The sequence below is a fragment of the Fodinibius sp. AD559 genome (genome assembly GCF_052712805.1).
Genome location: NZ_JBQPVW010000002.1, coordinates 551,129 through 570,490 on the forward strand (window position 1 = coordinate 551,129; position 19,362 = coordinate 570,490).

A 19,362-nucleotide genomic window follows, 5' to 3' on the forward strand; every position below is an offset into this window, starting at 1 on the left:
TAATGATATAAAAACGAAAACATAGATTTCTCACGGTGTTCGAAATGACTTTGATAGGGGTGTTTATTTTTCGGGTTTCATCTGCGGGAAGAACAGGACGTCCCGTATAGAGTCAGAATCTGTCATAATCATGGCCAGACGGTCGATGCCGATACCGAGTCCTGCGGTAGGAGGCATGCCGTATTCAAGCGCTTGAAGAAAGTCCTCATCAATGGCCATTGCTTCTTCGTCACCTTCTGCACGCAGTCGTGCCTGCTCTTCAAAACGCTCACGCTGGTCCACTGGATCATTAAGCTCAGAGAATGCATTGGCAATTTCTTTACCGTTACAGATACATTCGAATCGTTCAACGAGCCCTTCTTTTTCGCGGTGCTTTTTAGCGAGCGGACTCATTTCAATGGGATAGTCCGTAATAAATGTAGGCTGTATCAGCTTCGGTTCAACATATTCGCCAAAGATTTCATCAATAATTTTACCCTTTCCGAAGCTGTCTTCCAACTCGATATCCAACTCTTTAGCAATTAATCTTAAATCTTCTAAACCTTTGCCATAAAGGTCTTTACCTGTTTCATCTTCAATGGCTTCAAACATGGGAATACGAGGCCAGGGAGCAGAAAAGTCGATCTCATTATCGTCAACTGTAACAGTTGTAGAACCGTGGAGCGCTTTTGCCACTGATTCAACCATATTTTCCACAAACTCCATCATCCAGTTGTAATCCTTATAAGCTACGTAGAGCTCTACCTGGGTGAATTCGGGGTTGTGGAATCGGGAAAGTCCCTCATTGCGGAAGTCTTTCGAAAATTCGTAGACACCATCATATCCGCCTACAATAAGTCGTTTTAGATACAACTCATTGGCAATACGCAGGTATAGTTTCATATCCAGTGCATTGTGATGCGTTACAAAAGGTTCTGCAGAAGCACCACCGTAAATAGGCTGGAGGATAGGCGTCTCAACCTCCATATATCCTTTGTTATTCATATAGTCGCGCATGGCCTGTACCATATCCGTTCGCTGTTGAAATACCTTACGTACCTCCGGATTTACAATCAGGTCGAGATAACGCTGACGATAGCGCTGCTCTTTATCTGTAAATGCATCGTATACTTTGGTTTCACCGTCTTCCTCAACTTCTTTGGGAAGGGGAATTGGGCGGAGGGTTTTGCTGAGCAGCGTAAATTCTTTGGCATAAATGGTTGTTTCTCCGGTTCCGGTTTTAAATACGTGCCCCTTGATACCAACAATATCTCCAATGTCGGTTAGTCGTTTGAAGACTTCATTATATTTTTCCTTGCCGACATCATTTTTGCGGATATATACCTGAATTTCTCCTTCTGAGTCCTGCAAATTGAAGAACGTAGATCCGCCCATGATACGTCGCGTCATCACGCGGCCCGCAACAGCAACTTTCTCAACGTCTTCTTCATCCTGGTCGTCTTGTTTAATGAGCTCGGGTCGATCTAAAATCTGTTTGCTCTTGTGGGTTACTTCAAAATTATAAGGATAGGGATCGTAACCCATTTCCCGGAGTTCCCGTAATTTTTCCAGACGTATTTCGTGTTGTTCGCTTACTGAGGACTCAGTATTGCTCATGAGAAAGTCGTGTTTGTTTCGTTTTTATTATGGTTTATTAAGTCGCTAAAAATAAAGAATTCATGGCAAAAGTGTGATTTTTTTCTCAACCGTAATTAGTTGTTTCAGAAGGGCATTATTTAAATAATTCCAGTTGTGTTTGGTTGAATATCATATACATGAAAGTTATTACTTTGTTTTACACTATTATAAATAGGTTTGGACATAAATTTTGAATAGCCAAACGTTTTTTAAGAGAGATGTGCTACACCTATTATTTACATTCTTTAGAAATATTAGCTGACGTGCATACTTGATTAGTGCGTGAGATAAAGTATTTCTATGGAATTCAGGGACAGCCCAAACGCGAAATTTGTCCTGATAATAGTAACCTATCTAGGCTTTTAAGTGTTAGTTTTATAATTGTTATCAGCTTTTGAGGATTCCCAACCTTGTGCCTAAAGCAGTTCCCATGGGAACCCCGATTGCGATTCCCATTGCCAGATCATCGATGGTAGCGCCAATAGCCGCACCGACTCGGGCACCTATAACAATTCCACTGCCTACATAAGATCGAGTTTGAGACTTTGATTCCTTTTGGTCTTTGGATATAGAAACTAATGTTAAAGCTTAGTATTTGATCTGATTCTTTTATATCAGCATCTCAACTACTATCTATTACATACATATAATACAAAGTGGTCTATAAAATAATTCAAAAATAAACCATAATGTAAACGTATTAAACTACTGTCATTCATGTTTTTATATAGGACAGTTAATTTATTTTATAAACTCTAATCGCATGTAAAAATTTGGTTATAGGAAAAAAGTGATTCTTTATTTCATCGGTTCTGCAGAGAGTGTTGGAAACAGTTATTTAATACGGTCACTTTTCAATTAGGCAGTCTTAGGTTACAATTCAGTAATCTGGATTAAAATCTTTTTATATATTAGTATTTTTTTCGTGTATTTATTAAAATTATGTTCAGAGTCTAAAGAAATGTAGTTGGCTATAAAGAGATCTAATAAGAAGAGAGTAAAATATGGAAGAAGTTATGAATAAGCGTTTGTTTCATTCACTCACTCAACAGCTGAAATACGAAGTCTTTTTCGTGTCCGAGGTTGGTGAACCCTATTATGATGCCCCTAATGAATTAGAAATCGTTGATTTCAGCTACAAGGGACAACAATGTCAATTGGTTCTCAATGGTTCAATAAAGCTTAAAACACAACAAGACAATAAAGATATAGGGTCGTACCAAGAATTGTTGCAGGGACTTATGCGCTCTGCGAGATAAACCGTTTAAGAAGATAAGCTTACTTACCAACTTTCTTATTGCTTAGATTCCTTGCTTGTAAAATTCAGAAAGAGTGGTAAAATAGTTGTAGGCAATGATATTGGCCAATTAAATTTTTGTCTATATGTACTTCTATATCAGTCTGCACATCTATCCCTGAGTACCAATGTATCATCTTTAATTACTTCAACCCATTGATCAGGAATATCTTTCGTACTGTACCTTATTATTAGTTTGCTTCTTTCTTTAGTCAGGAATTTTTTTCTGAGACAACTAATGTATCAGCTCAAATAACTTTTAAAAGAGCAAATGGCCCGGGTACAATACAGTCCTATTTTTTATTTATGTATTTATGAGCCGGAAGCAGATTCGAAATAGAAACCGTTTAACTTATAGGTTACATATAAAATGGGTAGGAGTGAGAGAGCCCGGGGCAAAGCTACTCAAGCCAGTTTGTGAATTTTGATCTCGGCCATGGATTATCCATCCAGGAGGTATCGGGCAACGGCAATTCAGAAGCTTGCTCGACAGTTAGCCACCCTGACGGGAGTTTGAAATAGGACTGTTTTCCTCTTTGTGTTATCCAACTAATGCGTTCGTTTTGTTCACTTGTTTCTGCAATGTCTAAGGTTAACCGGCAATCTTGGGCTACATATTCGAGAACTTCCTGATATTCCTTTTCTTTCCAGAGTCTCGGTGCTACGGCTCCATTAATATTAGCTGGTTTGCTGAGGCCAATGGCTTCTGCTGCGGCATTCAAAGATATGGGAAATCCTTTTCCACAAAAAAAGTGGAACATCATATCTACATGCTGGAGCGCAAGGTTACGGCAAGCTGAGAAATTGCCGGATTCTTCGGCTAAGATATCAAAGTCGAATCCCAGTCCATTATGCGTAATGATGGTATACCCTGACGCAACTTTTTGCTGAAGGCATTTAATAAGGGAAGTTAGATCCTGCTCAGACATTTTTGGAGCGGGAGAACCGTTCGATGTTTCTGAATAAAAAAGCTCAGCTTCGCTTTTATCGGTACACCAAATTGCGGCACAAGAAATTCCCAGTGGTCTGTGACTATTCAAGTCACTTATATTTTCAGGCAGTATCTTGGCTGTTTCAATATCAAAGGCTACGTATTTATGGGACATAACTTTTCAATTTAATGGTCTTGCATATACGGTACTCTCGGTATAAGTATTGATTTGTTAAATAATGAACGGAAAGCTAAGAAGCCAAAACTTAGCAGGTGATAGGGAGGTACGTCCCCTGAATGGGCGGATTATATAAACATATCTTCAAAAATGAAGAAAAGCGTAAAAAACAATATGGATACTATAATTAATGGTAATACAGTGTACCGCATAGTTATTGTAGTGCAATAATATATCATGAAACTGATACGATAGGGGGAATGACCCTTAGCCTTTTGTCCTTTTTTAATCTGTTCGAATTCTCCATCCAGATGTGAGGTAAGTAATAGAACATCACGGGTTGTTTCAGGATCGAAAAGCAGCTCTCCATAAAGTTTATAATGAAGATAATCTGACACGAAATAACAGATAAATTTGCAAAAGAACGATAGCCAAACTACAAGGAAAAAAATTAGGAATAGAACCCCAATATTGCTATAAGAAGTGTCATCTGTTACTGATAAAATTTTATGTTTATATAACCCATTTTTATACATCTAAATTTATGGCAGATACTTAAACCCTAACATACAAAGGGATTACTTTTGCCGTTTTCGAAGCGGAGCGACGGAAATAGATATAATCGATAATACTTATTCCGGTGTTTTGCTCCAGTAGTTGTGATGTACCTTTTGTCTTGACACAAAAGGTACTAAAAAATCAAGGCTTTGAATTGTATAATCACTTCAGCCTGCAGGATATATGTATTTTAATGGTCCTTTGCATTCTTATAGTAGTATAAATTAGAGGAACCGGTACAAAATACATATACAATATCCTTTGGCTTTAGCACACAATTCATAAGCCCAAATTGTAAACCGCAAACCAATAATTACCTTTTGCCTGTACCACAGTTCTCATGCTTGGGATTAAACTGAAAAGATAGTAATAGTATATTCTCCCTTTAAAAGTCGCCGACGCTTTATAGCACGGCCTTCGCAGCTTGTGCCTTGGCGTAGACGAGGCAGAGTAGCAGTCGTAGGCGGGAGAGATGTGTTAATCTTAAATCCGAGCTCCGGAATGGATATATTACTTTTCATTTCAGCACAATTAATAGTTTCAGAAGAGCGTAAAATTAAAGATTTTCAGTTGTTTTAGATAGAATGACAGAATACAATGAATAATCCCTTTTCAGAAATTAAAGAGCTTCTGCCATTTGAAGCAGCGTTTTCGCTGTCAGAGATTGTTTCAGTCTCTTCTGAATCCATTAGCCGACTTAGCACAGAAGAAAAGCGCGAGTTAGAACTTTGTAAAAGCCACAAGCGTCAGCGCGAGTTTGTAACCTCTCGGATTACCTTGAAAGAGATGGCCCGGAAAATAGGGGATAGACAGGAATTTCAAATTTTGAAAGATGAACTCGGCCAGCCTTTCGGAAAAACGAATTCTCAAGAGTTCTTTGTCAGCATTGCCCATACGGATGACTATGTACTTTGTGGGTTATCTCGTGACCATCCTCTCGGAGTTGATTTAGAACCGGTTGATCGAACAGTCCCCAGCAGGCTCAAACATCGAATCACCCACTCCAAAGAAACCGATGTCGCCAGTGAGATACCACTTATTCGTTTGTGGACGATCAAGGAGGCCTATATAAAACTTCGTGGACAGGGGTTGCGCATGAATATGAACCAAGTGCAAATAACACGAGAATCGGACCGGATGTTTGCCAAAATAAATAATGACAAAAGAGCTAAAATTTGTAGTTTCCGATTGAAAAATAACTGGTTAGCAGTCGCATATTATCATTAATTAAAAATCAGCAGAACCGTTTTTATGAATATCACTTCGTATTCCCGCAAACAGATTCAGGAAGGACTTGATAAAGCGCGGGAGGACCATGGAGGAGTCAACGATCATATCCGTGTACTTTTTGCTCCAGAAGAGATTAATGAGGATAATTTTGAACGAGCATGCGACATTTACAGTCGGCTGGATATGTCGAATTATGAAACCGTGGTAATCGTGGAGTCATATGACGAAAAGCTGGATAAAAAGCTTCCAATGGCGTCTAATTCTTTCTTTGAAACGCCGCTTGGCGAGGTGCCGGTTGATGATTATATGCGCAATGAGTTTTGTGATGAAGATGACGATTTCTTCATCCACGATGAGGCTTTTACCAAGAATATCAGCCTCTTTCAACAGTTAATGTTTTTGCAGACGCTTTCGGATGATTTTGAGGCCCTGAGCGTACAAATTGCTGATCCCGATCCCGCTATTGTAAAAGAAATAGGGTATGTACTCGAAGAGGTGCTTGCTTCACGCAGTGCACTCCTGATATTTAGTTGTGAGCTCGATAATGATCGAAAGAAGGAATTCGAAAAGGTTGTTGAGATGATTGAGTCTCAAAATGAATCAAGACTTATGAATTATTTAAATAGCGGAGAATCCAAAATTAAGGGGACGACCGCTTTTATTGCGGGCATCATTGTTGCTAATAAGTGGGGGCTCGATCTTCACTTTTTGCGAGGTAAGTATGAGGATTACAGTGGCAGTCTGTTAACAGGATATGCTGATCGTCAAAAAGTAATCTTTTCTTAATCCATTATGCCATCGCCTGAGATCACAATAATTGGTGTAGGCGGATTGGGCAATTCTATGGCTAAGGCATTGTCCACGGCAGGGATTCCCATCAAAAGTATTTTTAACCGTACTGCTGTTAAAGCCCAAAAACTTGCTGACGATCTCAATGTCGAAATATCGGGTTGCTTTCCGTCGGATGGCTCCGAATTGGGAAATCTTATCTTCATAACCGTTTCAGATTCGGCTATTGAACCTGTAGCCGGTTGTCTGGCCGGTATTGCGGATGATTTCAGTACGAAAACGGTTGTTCATTGTTCGGGAAACGAATCGGCAAATCTTCTTAAGGATATAAAGTCAAAAGGAGGGAGCATTGCTTCTTTTCATCCGTTGCAGACTTTTACCAGGCAATCAGAATTATCAGATTTTGAGGATATCTATTTTAGTCTGCAGGGGGATAAATCTGCTTTTCCTCAGCTTAAACAGATTGCAAAAAAGCTTGGAGCAAATACCTTGAAGGTTACTGAGGGTCAGAAAGCCCATTTACACGCCGCAGCGGTTATGGCATCAAATTATTTGAATACGCTGTTGGACGTAGCAGTAGAAACGGCTTCAGTCAGTGATCTTGCACCGGATGAAGCTAAAAAAGCGCTCATGCCGTTGGTAAAAACGACCCTTGAAAATATCGAAGAACAATCTTTTGGAGAAGCTCTGAGCGGTCCCATTAAACGGGGAGACATACAAACAATAAGGCATCATCTGGATTTGCTAAAAGATCAGCCGGAGCTGTTAGTGTTGTACCGAATATTAGGGCAGCGGACGGTTAAGCTGGCAAGGAAATCCCAGAGTATAGACCAAAGCACTGCTCAAAAGATGGTTAACATATTGGAATGATGCACCATGGATGATTATTATCAGCGTGTTTACAGGATTGTGGAACAGATTCCCATGGGTAGGGTAACAACTTATGGCAGCATTGCTCGCTACCTGGGAATTGCGTCTGGTGCGCGCATGGTAGGATATGCGCTCAATAAAGCTGCGGAAACGAACATCCCTGCTCACCGTGTTGTTAACAGAAATGGTGAGCTGACAGGACGTGCATATTTTCCCGATGATACCATGCGTGAACGCTTAAAGCAGGAAAACATTAGATTTGTGGATGAATATCAGGTAGATATCGACCAATACTTGTGGGATCCTAACGAAGAAATGGAATAAGTAATATTGAATATGATCAAACCTAAGCACGTAATACTTTTTCTCAGTTTTTTTGTACTGATTTCCTTTGGACTTGTAAGTGAATCAATGGGACAGGATGTATCAGGTGAAGAGCTACTAAAAGATGCCTCCGGTGATAAGCTAAAAGCAGTCATCAATTCTTATGAAGGCGACAAGGCTGTGTTGGTTAATGTGTGGGCTACCTGGTGTGCTCCCTGTATCGAAGAGTTTCCATATATTGTAGATCTGCAGCAAAAGTATGAGGATGATCTCCATGTTGTTTTTATCTCGGCCGATTTTCCCGCTCAGCGTGATAAAGCCCTCGAGTTTTTACAAGAGCAAAATGTAAACTGGACAACCTATTTTAAAACGGGTAAAGATCAGCCTTTTATTGAGGCGTTGTCGGATGATTGGAGTGGGGCACTGCCATTTACGAAAATCCTAAACAAGAATGGAGAAGTGGTTGCCAGTTGGGAACAAGGAGCCGAATACAAAAAGTTTGAACGTTTCACTAAAAAAGCAATAAACAACTGACAATCATGAAATTACATAAATTATTTTATGTGTTACTTATGCTATTAGCTGTTGGCCTATTGGCATTTTTGCCGGTAGAGGATAAGCCTGCCGATCGGTTAGAAATTGGCGCCAAAGCTCCGCTTGCAAATGTTGAGGTGACGGATGTATCGGGAGAAAAACTGACGCTCGCTGAAGTGGCCGGTGAAAACGGTTTGCTGGTGAACTTTTCGTGCAATACCTGTCCGTGGGTTAAAGCTTGGGAAGACCGATATAATCCTATTGCTAACTTGGCCGAGGAAAACGATATAGGGGTTATTATGCTCAATCCCAACGCAGCTATTCGCAACGACGGAGAATCGATGGAGGATATGCAAGCCCGGGCAAAATCCAGCAATTACGATTTCTATTATGCTCTTGACGAGCAGGCAAAACTGGCTGAAGCTTTCGGAGCAACCCGTACACCCGATATATTTCTCTTTAACAGCGATATGGAGTTGGTATATACTGGTGCCATTGATGATAATGCTAAGTCAGCCCAAGATGTAGAACAGCAATTCCTGAAGGATGCGATACAAAACCTGGTAGCGGGCAAAGAGATCAATCCCCAAACAACCAAAGCGCTGGGATGTACGATTAAGTGGCCCAAGTAATTCCTAATTGTCTCAATATTTCCTTATTTTTTGAGGCTTGTCAGTAACGGCAAGCCCTTTCTTATAGAACCAATGAAACAACAATAAATGCCTACTTGGACCTTACATACGGAATTTAAATTTGATGCCGCTCATTTAATTGAGGGCTACGACGGCAAATGCGGACGTATGCACGGACACAGTTACAAAGTGCATATCTCTGCAAAATCACACAAGCTAAATCCATCGAAATATCTTGATACGGATGATATGGTCTGTGATTTCAAGGAATTAAAATGGGCTTCCAAAGGTTCAGAAAAGGGCGGGTTGGACCACTCGGTACTTAATGAAGAGATGCCGGTAAATCCCACAGCAGAACGAATAGCAGAATTTATTTATAAGGAAACTCAGCAGCGTATTCCCGAGGGTATTGACTTGCATGTCACTGTTTGGGAAACTGAAAACAGCTGGGTGGAATACACAGAGGACAATGTTTAACGAATTTGATCAGAAAAAATTGGAAGAGCTCATCAACCAAGATGAAATGCGGGCGGTAGAATATCCGCTGGTGGAAGATTTCTATACTATCCAGGGAGAGGGAGCTCACAGCGGACGTCCGGCGTATTTTATTCGTACGGCGGGATGTGATGTGAACTGTTGGTGGTGCGATGTAAAAGAGAGCTGGGATGAAGATCAACATCCCCCAAAGACTGTTGCAGAAATAGTACGGGGAGCCAAAGATAGCGGCGCTGAATTTGCTGTTATCACCGGCGGAGAACCGCTTTTGCACGATCTTGATCCGCTTACCTTCCAATTAAAACAGGCCGGTATTCAGGTGCATATCGAAACAAGCGGATCGTCACCTATTTCAGGTTATTTAGATTGGATTACGCTTTCGCCCAAGCGTTTTAAAGAGCCACTGGATGATATCTTTCCCTATGTAGATGAATTAAAAGTGGTTGTGTTAACTAATAAAGATCTGGAGTGGGCGGAGAAAAATGCGGACAAGTGTCCCGATAGCACACAGCTGCTTTTACAGCCCGAATGGGAAAAGGAGGGAGCCGTGGATTTAATTATAGATTACGTAAAAGAAAACCCACAGTGGGGCATAAGCCTGCAGACACATAAGTTTATGGAGGTCAGGTAGTGACCGACCAGATAAATCATTCCGTGGTTATTACCGGTGCCAGTAGGGGGATTGGTCGCCGCATTGCCCAGGCTTTTGCCCGTGAAACAGATTACGCTCTTCTGCTCATTGCCCGAACGAAATCAGATCTAAAAGATACCCAAACTATTTGCCATAATATCGGGGATAATTACTTTATCACCGCCGCTTTGGATGCGGCAGATCCCAAGGCTGTGCAAAAGCTTAAACTACCGGAGGATTTCCCACCTCCGAAGATTATCATCAATAATGCCGGCTCATTTCTGCTAAAGCCGTTACAAAAAACTACCCACGAAGAATTTACGCAACAAATACAGGCAAACTTGTATTCTGCAGTTAATATCACAAAGTTTTTTTTGGATAATCTTAAAAGCAAACCCAATGCGTTGGTCGTCAATATTTGTTCGGCGGGAGCAGTTGAGGGACTCAAAGACAGCGGAGCTTATTCAGCCTCTAAGCATGCATTATTAGGATATACGCGCTCGCTTCGTCAGGAACTGATGGAAACGGAAGTAGGAGTAACAGCTATCAACTTGGGACAAACGCAATCCACATCCTGGGAAGGCTCGCTTATTGATCGTGATTTATTGATCGATCCCGATGACGTAGCTAATATCGTTCTGAATTTGACTCAGTTATCCTCCCGAACGGTCGTTGAAGAGATACTGGTTAAGCCCCAACACGGACGTGTGCCGCCGATGTAAACAAAAATGATTAAACCGGTTTGTAGGGTCCATCACGACCAGTAAAAGATTTATACAGATCGTTTATCCGTTTCGCACCAGAGGCAGGAAACGAGTAAGAAGACCCAAGAAATAGATTTTTATGGCTGTGGACGTTGGGCAACACCGCTGTCATAGGCAGCATTTTTGACCTCTTCTGATACTCTGCGTACAACTTCTTTGTTAAACACGCTGGGCACAATGTATTCTTCGCTAAGTCCTTCTTCATCGATACATTCTGCGATAGCGTGCGCAGCAGCCAGTTTCATTTCCTCATTAATGTCGGTGGCACGAGCATCCAAAGCACCACGGAAAAGTCCCGGAAATGCCAACACGTTGTTTATCTGGTTGGGATAATCGCTTCGTCCCGTAGCAATAATCCGGGCAATCCCCTGTATTTTTTCGGGCATAATTTCAGGAACTGGGTTTGCCAGCGCAAATACGATCGGATCATCAGCCATCTGCTCAATTGCTTCGATGGGAACGGTTCCCGGTCCGCTAACGCCAATAAGGAGATCAGCATTTTTGGTAGCATCCAAGAGAGAACCCGAAAGGTTTTTGGGATTAGTATTCTCAGCCACCCATTGTTTGCTGGAATTGAGTTCATCTATTTTATCCCGGTTAATAATACCGTTTCTATCGCAACATAAAATTTCTTCAGCACCGGCTTCTAATAGTATTTTTGTGATGGCTACACCGGCCGCACCGACGCCAACGATCACCGTACGGAGATCAGATAGATCCTTCTCAACAACTTTTAAGCCGTTAATGGTAGCAGCCAGCGCTACAACGGCTGTACCGTGCTGATCATCGTGAAAAACAGGAATATCCAGCTCTTCTTTTAGTTTTTCTTCAATCTCAAAGCAGCGTGGAGCACCGATATCTTCCAGGTTGATCCCTCCAAAACCGGGAGACATCCATTTAACAGCATTGACAATTTCATCGACCTCTTGGGTCTGTAGACAGATAGGATAGGCGTCAACATCAGCAAATTCTTTAAACAGCATAGCCTTTCCTTCCATCACCGGCATGGCAGCTTCAGGGCCAATATCACCTAATCCTAACACGGCCGATCCATCACTGACCACCGCTACAGAATTTTCTTTGATCGTCAGTGAGTGAACTTTTTCTTTTTCTTTAGCAATAGCTTCACAGACACGTCCCACGCCCGGAGTATAGGCCATCGATAGGGCATCACGGGTATCGACAGGTACTTTGTTTTCAATTCGGATTTTACCTCCGAGATGCAGCAAGAATACGCGATCAGAAACATTTCTAACTTTGACGCCATCAAGTGCTTTAACAGCTTTAACAATAGCTTTGGAGTGTTCTTCATCACGGGCACTTACCGTCAGATCCCGAACTTTATATTCTCCTTCAACCTCGACGACATCAACTGCACCGGGATCTGCTTTATGATCTGCTATTACATTTAAAATCTTGGCCAGCATACCTGGTTTATTTTTGATATATAAACGCATGGTAAAACTATAGCTGACACTGGGTTGTACTTCACTCATTGGGTATTTCTTTTCCGTTATAAATAGGTTCTAAACTCTAAATTTGAAACAGCAAAGTTACAATCCTTAGAACTGTCCAACAAATTCTATTCTATCGATTTTATCTACTTCTATGAATAATACTGAATAATCTCTAATACAGCAGTATAGATTGTTCCTAATATTTAAAGATGTAGAACAGCAGATATAAACCAAACGGTCGTCCACCTGATCTCATAGTGCTTTACATCTTTTTTCTTTTCTCAACTTTCAAATTAAATTCATAATGATATATTCAGAATGGTTTTAATTTGCACTAAGACAAACTTTTATGAAGAAAATAGCTCGTATAACTGTTTTTTGTTTTGCTTTTCTGATGGTGTGTTCGTTACAGGGATGGTCGCAGTCATCGCCGGCTGAAGCTTTTAAAAATGTAACGATACATACTGCTAATGGAAACACGATCAAAAGTGGAACCATCGTTTGGAGAAATGGAATAATTACGGATGTTGGTAAAAAAGTCACCATTCCTTTTGACGCCTATGTTCTTAATGGTGGGGATAGTCTGCATGTGTATCCGGGATTTATTGATGGACATGCGCTCTGGGGAAGTCCCGATGTGGATGAAGATGTAGAAACTCCCGACGAACCCGGTAATCCTGGTTATGGACGTGCGGGAATTCAGCCTGAGCGAAAACCCTCAGAGTTATTACAAGCAGACAGCGAGTCTCTTTCTGAAGCTCCTAAAGAGGGATTTACAACTGCAGCATTAGGATTAAAAGGACAGATGCTTCCCGGTCAGGTTGACCTATATTTTATCAATGGAGAAGAGACTGCTAATTTACTTTTAAAACAGGGAGTCGGAATAACGGCCCAGTTTGAAGAGGCGCAGGGGCAAGCATATCCTTCAACAACGATGGGGGTAATGAGTCAGTTGCGACAGCTCTTTAATGATGCTAAAGCACTACAGCAACAGGAGCACTATTTTGCTTCGGTTTCGTCCAATTATCCTGCTCCAAAAAAGAACAAGGTGCTTGAAGCGCTGTATCCGGTGATGGATAACCAACAGCCGTTCTATTTTGTCGTGGATACCAAAGAAAATATTGAGCGCGTATTTAAACTCCAAGATCAACTCGGTTTTGATGTAGTTATTGTATCCGGAAAGGAAGCGTATAAAAAAGCCGATGAGTTGAAGAAGCGTAGTATCCCGGTATTGGCAAGTATTGATCTGCCCAAAGAACCCGAGTGGCGATCAGAAGACGAGGATGAAGATTATCCCGAGATAACCGAGGAAATGCGAATTTTCAGAGATCGACAGGAAGAAGCTTATAAAGCAGATATTCAAAATATCGCAAAATTAATCGATAGCGGGATAAAGGTTGGGTTTGCTTCGAACGGACTTGAGCTTTCTGATATCGGTAAAAATCTTACGGTCTTGCAAGAGGAGAGCGATCTTGAAGATGAAGAAATATTGCGAATGTTGACACAGTCCACGGCCGATATTCTGGGATACAGCAACCAGCTTGGAAATATTGAGCAAGGTCGTATCGCCAGCTTCACCGTATTTAGTAAGCCATTTATGGAAGAAAAAGCTCAGGCACTTTACTCAATTACAGATGGAAATATTACAGAATTTGAACACGAATCTTCCGAGGAATAGGATTATGAAGAAGTTACTTTTATTAATATTAACATTTTGTTTTAGTCTAACGGGCTTTGCCCAGGAGAAGGGGTCGGTACTTATCGAAGATGGAACCCTGATCACTATTACCAATGGTAATATGCCCAATACCGATCTCTTGATAGAAGAGGGTATAATTACCGAAATTGGGAAAAATATTTCTGCTCCACGAGGTGTAAAAACCGTTGATGCTTCGGGAAAATATGTAATGCCGGGTATCATTGATGCTCACTCGCATATAGCAAGCGTCGATGTTAACGAATGGACGAATCCCGTTACGGCCGAAGTATCGATGGAGGAATCTATTGATCCCAACGATATTAATATCTATTGGGCACTGGCCGGCGGTGTAACGTCTATTCATTTGATGCACGGCTCTGCCAATGTTATAGGCGGACAAAATGAAACGCTCAAGCTTCGCTATGGGGCGAATATGGATGATATGCGTTTAGATGATGCGCCTCGAACGATTAAGTTTGCGCTCGGAGAAAATCCGACTCGCGTACACGGACAGGGATTTGACGTGCAGCCGAGAACTCGTATGGGCGTTGAGCAGGTCATTCGCGATCATTTTGATGCCGCAATCGATTACAAGCGGAATCGCCAGGAATATTTAGATGCGAAACAGGCTTATGAAAATGGCAATCGTTCTACACCGCCTGTTCCTGTTGCCGAGAATGAACGGCTTGACGTGCTGGTCGACATCTTAGAAGGAGAAGTGCTTGTCCACACCCACTCGTACCGAGCGGATGAAATTACGATGTTGATGCGTGTTTTTAATGATTATGGAATCGAAGACTATACCTTCCAGCACGCCAATGAGGCCTTTAAGGTAGCCCCGGAACTCAAGAAAAACGGGGCTTATACTTCGGTCTTTGCCGATTGGTGGGCCTATAAATTTGAGGTCTATTATTCAACCGCCTATAACGCATCTATCCTGAACGCCAACGGTGTTAAGAACAGCATCAACTCCGACAGCGGAGAACTGATACGTCATCTCAATCACGAGGCGGCGAAAGCTGTTCACTATGGCAATACATCCAAGCAGGATGCCCTTAAAATGATTACGATAAATCCTGCTGTGCAATTAGGTATTGATGAAAAGGTGGGCAGCATCGAGGAAGGTAAGCATGGAGATGTTGCCATCTGGGACGGCCATCCGTTAAGTATTTATAGCAAAACGCTGAAAACGTACGTAGACGGCAAGAAATATTTTGACCGCGCTGAAGATGCCGATGATATGCGATTGAAGGTAGAGGCTGAAGAGGATTTCGATGAGGCATCAGGTCGTTGGTACAACGAAAACGGCCGCCATTCGGAAACATGTCTGCGAGGAGCAGAAATTCGTTTCAGTAAGCAAGGCATGAAACTTCAAGGCAATTAATTTAAATGATGAAAGACACAGAAATTATTATGAAGTATTTGAAAAGCACAATATCAGCTTGTCTCTTGGTACTCTTTTTGGGGATGAGTGCTGAAGCTCAGATTAATCAAAAAGCAGAGATCGGAAAGTTTGCTATCACTAATGCTACTGTTTATACCGTTACTAATGGCATAATTGAAAATGGGACGGTATTAATTAAGAATGAGCAAATTATTGAGGTCGGTACTGATGTCAACATACCTTCGGAGTATGAGCAGATTAACGCTTCCGGAAAGCACGTGTATCCCGGATTTTTTGACGCGGGTACGCAGCTGGGACTGCAGGAAATCGGAGCCGTAGCGGTAACTAATGATCAGGCAGAACTTGGCGATTTTAATCCCCATGTACGGGCTTTTACCGCCATTAATCCAAGCAGCGTTAATATCCCCGTGACGCGGGTGAATGGCGTTACTCATGTGATCTCCATGCCCGTTTCCGGGCGACTGGCAGGTAAGGCCACACTCATTGATCTCTATGGGTATTCTCCGGACTCTATGGCCGTTGCGCCCAATGCTGGCGTTCATTTAAACTGGCCGACATCCAAAAAAGGTGGCTGGTGGGATGACCGAACCGATGAAGAAGTTGATAAAGAGTATAAGGAAGACCTGAAAAAGCTCACTGACTTCTTTTCCCGAGCTCAATTCTATGATAAAATGATGACTGATTTTGAAAAGAATCCCCGTAATAAAGAGCAGCCTGATGTTGATAAAAAGATGCAGGCGATGAGAGAAGTCGTAAAAGGGGAGATACCGGTTATCGTTTCGGTGGATGCCAAAAGTGATATCTTGAATGTCATCGAGTGGACCAAAAACTATCCCGATATGCAGTTTGTGCTGGCGGGCGTAAGAGACGGTTGGCGTGTGGCTGATGAAATTGCCGAGGCCGGACTTCCGTGCTTGGTTTCTACGCTGTATACTCCCGAACGCGATTACGATAATTATCAGCGTCCGTATCAGAATCCTGGGAAATTGCATGCAGCGGGTGTAAAAGTAGCTATTGCAACCGGTGGAGTAGAGAACGTCAGAAATGCTCCATATCACGCCGGTTTTGCGGCCAGTTATGGTTTAGGCAAACAGGAAGCTCTGAAGGCTATTACGATTAATGCGGCAGAAATATTTGGAGTGGATGATAAGCTTGGCAGCATTGAAGAAGGAAAACAGGCGAACCTGTTTATAGCTGACGGTGATCCCTTTGAACCGATGAATCATATTACGGATGTATTTATCCGGGGAAATAAAATCCCGATGGTAAGTCGCCATATACAACTCTATCAGCAGTATTTGGATAGGGGACCAAAAACAAACTAATATATTGTCGAAGACAATTTCGAAGGTGCGGCATGAATAGTGACGCACCTTTTTTATTTTAGGGGTAGTTATAAACGAACTAAAAAAAATATACCGTTATGTTTTCTGAGTCCTATAAAGCGGCAGTCATACAGATGAACAGCCAAACTGATTTACAGGCTAATCTGGATTCGGCCTATCAGTTCATCAAAGAATCCGTAGAAAAAGGGGCTAAAGTAGTGGGTCTGCCCGAAAACTTTGCCTTTTTGGGTGGACTGTCGATACGGATGAAGAAAGCAGATAAAATTGCCGAAGAAGTACCGAAATTCCTTTCTGAGACCGCAAAAGAGTTTAATGTATACATTATGGGCGGGAGCTATCCCGTACCAGCCGATAATGGAAAAGTCTACAACCATTCTCCGCTTTATACGCCCAGCGGCAAAGAAGTCCAAAGCTATAACAAAATCCATCTTTTTGATGTGGATCTGGACGAGGATGAATCATATCGGGAGTCTGATTATGTGGAAACCGGTGATCTGGAGACGGCCATCTATGAGAGTGATCAGATAGGTAACTGGGGCTTATCGGTCTGTTATGATCTGCGTTTCCCGGAGCTCTACCGAAAGCTGGTTGATGATGGCGCCGACATTTTATCCATCCCATCGGCATTTACATATACAACGGGACAGGATCACTGGCGTTTTTTACTGAGAGCACGTGCAATCGAAAACACGAGCTATGTAATTGCTCCGGCACAAACGGGGCTGCACGGGAAAAACAGAAAGACTTGGGGACATGCTATGATCATCGACCCATGGGGTCGTGTGATAGCCGATGCAGGACAAGAACCGGGTATTGCCATTGCGGAGATTGATCCCACAAAAATACAGGAGGTGCGTAGCCAGATTCCTTCACTCAACCATCGTAGAATGTGAGCTTTTATACTTATCTTATGAGTCTGCAGCGTATTTATAAAGCAGCTGATCCAGGACCAAAAGAACAACAGAGAGACCTGTCAGCACAATAACACTTAACAGCGGCTCCCAGATTACAAATCCACCGATCACCCCTAATATTGCTCCCAGGTATTGAATATAACGCAACTGCTCATTGGTTGCCGATCGTATGATATTTGAGATATGCTGCTCGTCGTAACTTCGCAGGTTTTCTTCCACCAAAGCATGTACATTTAGCTGATTGATAAGCTTATAGAGCAGCGTAGTAACAATATCCTCAATTGTATCACTGTTTTTATCAATTTTTTGCGGGAGCTGATCAAGAAGATCATCCAGCTTATCAAGTCCGCTTTCTACCGAAGTTGGAATTTGCACCAAGGCTTCTTCAATAATGGCCTGCATTTCCTGTCCCTTTACAAAGGTGTATGTTTTGAAAGCGATTTTTTCAAATGATTTATTATGCAACGCCTCCTCGATCTGGGTGAGAATACGTTTAGCAAGGGCTGCCCGAATTTCAGGATCGGCAATCATTTCATCAACATATTGTACTACCCACTGTTTGATATCTTTCCTAAACTCCGGGTCATCAATAATGCTCTTTATATATCGTGTTGAGAGCTGCCGGTAGCGGCCAATGATATTTGACTCTGTTATTTTCCTTTTAATGATTTCGGGATTGATTAAATCCTCGGAAACGGCCTGTGCCAGGCGGTAGGCGATCCGATTTTTCTGTGCTGGAATAAGTCCATGCCCCAAAATAGGGCGTTTTTGGGCTGGCTTAAAAAGCATGGTAATAGCCAGCCAGTTGGTTAAGAACCCGATTAAACCACTGACGCTGAGTATCTTCAAGAGTCCCTCAAATTGGAGTGGCCGTCCCCACACAGTGCTCGTCAATCCATCAAAATCCCAAAAAAAAGAAAGCCCAAAAAGTAGAACTAATAAATAGGGGATAACTGAAAGAGCAGATATAAATGTATTACTGTAGAGCTGTTTGCGTTCCGGCTGTTTATGGGGTTGGCTTGTTGTTGTGACATCCTCAATACGGGTATACCGACTGACGATGTGCCATAAATTCCGAGCATGTTCACGCGTTTTATTTTTGGCAGTATCCAGCGCGCCGTCGGACTTATTATTGGGAAGGTCTACACTCATTACCGTTGGCATTTATTGAACTGTTGACGGAAAGCTTTACGTAAATATGGGTAAGTAGTTTAGGATCTGCAAAACGAAAAATTACTCCGGACGTTTATCAACCAGGTCAAGATAGTATTCTTCCTTTTGGGTCATCTGCTCTTTTTCTTCTGTATATTGATCTTCGTAGCCTGCCAAATGTAATAGGCCATGAATATAGATCCGCAGAAACTCTCTTTCGGGGGATTCGTTAAATTCTTGCGCCTGTTCGATAATTCGAGGAGCACAGCAGAACATCGTACCTTCAATATCTTGATGCCTATCGGAATCGTCGTATCGAAAGGTAATAATATCGGTTATGTAATCCCGGTCAAGGTGCTCGTTGTTGATTTGAACAATCTTTTCTTCATCGACATAGACAACTTCAACAAAGTTGAAACTGCATTCCTCCTTGTCAGATAGCTGTTTAGCTACAGCTTGGCAAAGAGATTGCTCAAGAGGGATGGAAAGATTCGTCTGATTAAAGACTTGAATATCAGGAAGTTCATCAGTCATTGATA

The 19,362-nt window shown here is 42.0% G+C and carries 20 protein-coding genes; 14 read left to right on the plus strand and 6 right to left on the minus strand.

The window, feature by feature from the left end:
* Window positions 1-63: 63 nt before the first annotated feature.
* On the minus strand, window positions 64-1,596 hold the full coding sequence (lysS, locus tag ACQ4LT_RS05340; protein WP_445664987.1) for a lysine--tRNA ligase: 1,533 nt from the start codon (window positions 1,594-1,596) through the stop codon (window positions 64-66).
* A gap of 1,037 nt (window positions 1,597-2,633) precedes the next feature.
* Here lysS and ACQ4LT_RS05345 point away from each other — a divergent pair.
* Window positions 2,634-2,876 carry a hypothetical protein gene (locus ACQ4LT_RS05345; RefSeq protein WP_445664988.1) on the plus strand — a complete coding sequence of 81 codons (243 nt, stop codon included), beginning with the start codon at window positions 2,634-2,636 and terminating at the stop codon, window positions 2,874-2,876.
* Between the two features lie 439 nt (window positions 2,877-3,315).
* Here the strand turns inward: ACQ4LT_RS05345 and ACQ4LT_RS05350 are convergent, their stop codons facing one another.
* A complete protein-coding gene (locus tag ACQ4LT_RS05350) occupies window positions 3,316-4,020 on the minus strand; it encodes a ribonuclease H-like domain-containing protein (protein WP_445664989.1) in 705 nt (234 codons plus the stop codon).
* A 911-nt stretch (window positions 4,021-4,931) separates the two neighbouring features.
* Window positions 4,932-5,102: a hypothetical protein gene (locus tag ACQ4LT_RS05355; RefSeq protein WP_445664990.1), complete on the minus strand. Its 171-nt coding sequence runs from the start codon at window positions 5,100-5,102 to the stop codon at window positions 4,932-4,934.
* A gap of 76 nt (window positions 5,103-5,178) precedes the next feature.
* Between ACQ4LT_RS05355 and ACQ4LT_RS05360 the strand changes: the two genes are divergently transcribed.
* The 9 genes from ACQ4LT_RS05360 (at window position 5,179) to ACQ4LT_RS05400 (ending at window position 10,808) form a co-directional block, all read left to right on the plus strand.
* Entirely contained in the window at window positions 5,179-5,808 is a 630-nt protein-coding gene (locus tag ACQ4LT_RS05360; protein WP_445664991.1) for a 4'-phosphopantetheinyl transferase family protein, read from the plus strand.
* Window positions 5,809-5,832: 24 nt separating this feature from the next.
* Entirely contained in the window at window positions 5,833-6,597 is a 765-nt protein-coding gene (gene amrB, locus ACQ4LT_RS05365) for an AmmeMemoRadiSam system protein B (protein WP_445664992.1), read from the plus strand.
* A gap of 6 nt (window positions 6,598-6,603) precedes the next feature.
* Window positions 6,604-7,470, plus strand: coding sequence for a Rossmann-like and DUF2520 domain-containing protein (locus tag ACQ4LT_RS05370; protein WP_445664993.1), 867 nt, complete (start codon window positions 6,604-6,606; stop codon window positions 7,468-7,470).
* A 6-nt stretch (window positions 7,471-7,476) separates the two neighbouring features.
* Window positions 7,477-7,794: an MGMT family protein gene (locus tag ACQ4LT_RS05375; protein WP_445664994.1), complete on the plus strand. Its 318-nt coding sequence runs from the start codon at window positions 7,477-7,479 to the stop codon at window positions 7,792-7,794.
* Window positions 7,795-7,806: 12 nt separating this feature from the next.
* Complete coding sequence (locus ACQ4LT_RS05380) at window positions 7,807-8,328, plus strand: TlpA family protein disulfide reductase (RefSeq protein WP_445664995.1); 522 nt, start codon at window positions 7,807-7,809, stop codon at window positions 8,326-8,328.
* Between the two features lie 5 nt (window positions 8,329-8,333).
* Entirely contained in the window at window positions 8,334-8,960 is a 627-nt protein-coding gene (locus ACQ4LT_RS05385) for a redoxin family protein (protein WP_445664996.1), read from the plus strand.
* 87 nt (window positions 8,961-9,047) lie between these two features.
* On the plus strand, window positions 9,048-9,437 hold the full coding sequence (locus ACQ4LT_RS05390) for a 6-pyruvoyl trahydropterin synthase family protein (protein WP_445664997.1): 390 nt from the start codon (window positions 9,048-9,050) through the stop codon (window positions 9,435-9,437).
* Complete coding sequence (locus ACQ4LT_RS05395) at window positions 9,430-10,086, plus strand: 7-carboxy-7-deazaguanine synthase QueE (RefSeq protein ID WP_445664998.1); 657 nt, start codon at window positions 9,430-9,432, stop codon at window positions 10,084-10,086. The genes ACQ4LT_RS05390 and ACQ4LT_RS05395 overlap by 8 nt, the downstream gene beginning before the upstream one ends.
* Window positions 10,086-10,808 (plus strand): SDR family oxidoreductase, encoded by a 723-nt coding sequence (locus ACQ4LT_RS05400; RefSeq protein WP_445664999.1) that lies wholly within the window; start codon window positions 10,086-10,088, stop codon window positions 10,806-10,808. The genes ACQ4LT_RS05395 and ACQ4LT_RS05400 overlap by 1 nt, the downstream gene beginning before the upstream one ends.
* A 119-nt stretch (window positions 10,809-10,927) precedes the next feature.
* Here ACQ4LT_RS05400 and ACQ4LT_RS05405 read toward each other — a convergent pair whose 3' ends face one another.
* Entirely contained in the window at window positions 10,928-12,346 is a 1,419-nt protein-coding gene (locus tag ACQ4LT_RS05405) for an NAD-dependent malic enzyme (RefSeq protein WP_445665000.1), read from the minus strand.
* 310 nt (window positions 12,347-12,656) lie between these two features.
* Between ACQ4LT_RS05405 and ACQ4LT_RS05410 the strand changes: the two genes are divergently transcribed.
* The 4 genes from ACQ4LT_RS05410 to ACQ4LT_RS05425 all read left to right on the plus strand — a co-directional run bounded on the left by ACQ4LT_RS05410 (window position 12,657) and on the right by ACQ4LT_RS05425 (window position 17,650).
* Complete coding sequence (locus ACQ4LT_RS05410; RefSeq protein WP_445665001.1) at window positions 12,657-13,985, plus strand: amidohydrolase family protein; 1,329 nt, start codon at window positions 12,657-12,659, stop codon at window positions 13,983-13,985.
* Between the two features lie 4 nt (window positions 13,986-13,989).
* Window positions 13,990-15,390: an amidohydrolase family protein gene (locus tag ACQ4LT_RS05415; protein WP_445665002.1), complete on the plus strand. Its 1,401-nt coding sequence runs from the start codon at window positions 13,990-13,992 to the stop codon at window positions 15,388-15,390.
* 5 nt (window positions 15,391-15,395) lie between these two features.
* Entirely contained in the window at window positions 15,396-16,736 is a 1,341-nt protein-coding gene (locus tag ACQ4LT_RS05420) for an amidohydrolase family protein (RefSeq protein WP_445665003.1), read from the plus strand.
* A gap of 98 nt (window positions 16,737-16,834) precedes the next feature.
* The gene (locus ACQ4LT_RS05425) at window positions 16,835-17,650 is read left to right on the plus strand and encodes a carbon-nitrogen hydrolase family protein (RefSeq protein WP_445665004.1); all 816 of its coding nucleotides are present in this window, start codon (window positions 16,835-16,837) and stop codon (window positions 17,648-17,650) included.
* A 15-nt stretch (window positions 17,651-17,665) separates the two neighbouring features.
* On the opposite strand, the gene ACQ4LT_RS05430 is transcribed toward ACQ4LT_RS05425, so the two are convergent.
* Window positions 17,666-18,823, minus strand: a complete 1,158-nt coding sequence (locus ACQ4LT_RS05430) for a DUF445 domain-containing protein (protein WP_445665005.1) — start codon at window positions 18,821-18,823, stop codon at window positions 17,666-17,668.
* A gap of 81 nt (window positions 18,824-18,904) precedes the next feature.
* Entirely contained in the window at window positions 18,905-19,357 is a 453-nt protein-coding gene (ybeY, locus tag ACQ4LT_RS05435) for an rRNA maturation RNase YbeY (protein WP_445665006.1), read from the minus strand.
* Window positions 19,358-19,362: the final 5 nt, after the last annotated feature.

Bases quoted from the DNA above. Each gene is read 5' to 3' on its own strand.
- ACQ4LT_RS05355 (WP_445664990.1), bottom strand. From the start codon at position 5,102: ATGAAAAGTAATATATCCATTCCGGAGCTCGGATTTAAGATTAACACA.
- ACQ4LT_RS05370 (WP_445664993.1), top strand. From the start codon at position 6,604: ATGCCATCGCCTGAGATCACAATAATTGGTGTAGGCGGATTGGGCAAT.
- ACQ4LT_RS05385 (WP_445664996.1), top strand. From the start codon at position 8,334: ATGAAATTACATAAATTATTTTATGTGTTACTTATGCTATTAGCTGTT.
- ACQ4LT_RS05425 (WP_445665004.1), top strand. From the start codon at position 16,835: ATGTTTTCTGAGTCCTATAAAGCGGCAGTCATACAGATGAACAGCCAA.
- ACQ4LT_RS05430 (WP_445665005.1), bottom strand. From the start codon at position 18,823: ATGAGTGTAGACCTTCCCAATAATAAGTCCGACGGCGCGCTGGATACT.
- ACQ4LT_RS05410 (WP_445665001.1), top strand. From the start codon at position 12,657: ATGAAGAAAATAGCTCGTATAACTGTTTTTTGTTTTGCTTTTCTGATG.
- ACQ4LT_RS05375 (WP_445664994.1), top strand. From the start codon at position 7,477: ATGGATGATTATTATCAGCGTGTTTACAGGATTGTGGAACAGATTCCC.
- ACQ4LT_RS05420 (WP_445665003.1), top strand. From the start codon at position 15,396: ATGATGAAAGACACAGAAATTATTATGAAGTATTTGAAAAGCACAATA.
- ybeY (WP_445665006.1), bottom strand. From the start codon at position 19,357: ATGACTGATGAACTTCCTGATATTCAAGTCTTTAATCAGACGAATCTT.
- ACQ4LT_RS05390 (WP_445664997.1), top strand. From the start codon at position 9,048: ATGCCTACTTGGACCTTACATACGGAATTTAAATTTGATGCCGCTCAT.
- ACQ4LT_RS05405 (WP_445665000.1), bottom strand. From the start codon at position 12,346: ATGAGTGAAGTACAACCCAGTGTCAGCTATAGTTTTACCATGCGTTTA.
- ACQ4LT_RS05345 (WP_445664988.1), top strand. From the start codon at position 2,634: ATGAATAAGCGTTTGTTTCATTCACTCACTCAACAGCTGAAATACGAA.
- amrB (WP_445664992.1), top strand. From the start codon at position 5,833: ATGAATATCACTTCGTATTCCCGCAAACAGATTCAGGAAGGACTTGAT.
- ACQ4LT_RS05350 (WP_445664989.1), bottom strand. From the start codon at position 4,020: ATGTCCCATAAATACGTAGCCTTTGATATTGAAACAGCCAAGATACTG.
- lysS (WP_445664987.1), bottom strand. From the start codon at position 1,596: ATGAGCAATACTGAGTCCTCAGTAAGCGAACAACACGAAATACGTCTG.
- ACQ4LT_RS05380 (WP_445664995.1), top strand. From the start codon at position 7,807: ATGATCAAACCTAAGCACGTAATACTTTTTCTCAGTTTTTTTGTACTG.
- ACQ4LT_RS05415 (WP_445665002.1), top strand. From the start codon at position 13,990: ATGAAGAAGTTACTTTTATTAATATTAACATTTTGTTTTAGTCTAACG.
- ACQ4LT_RS05360 (WP_445664991.1), top strand. From the start codon at position 5,179: ATGAATAATCCCTTTTCAGAAATTAAAGAGCTTCTGCCATTTGAAGCA.
- ACQ4LT_RS05395 (WP_445664998.1), top strand. From the start codon at position 9,430: ATGTTTAACGAATTTGATCAGAAAAAATTGGAAGAGCTCATCAACCAA.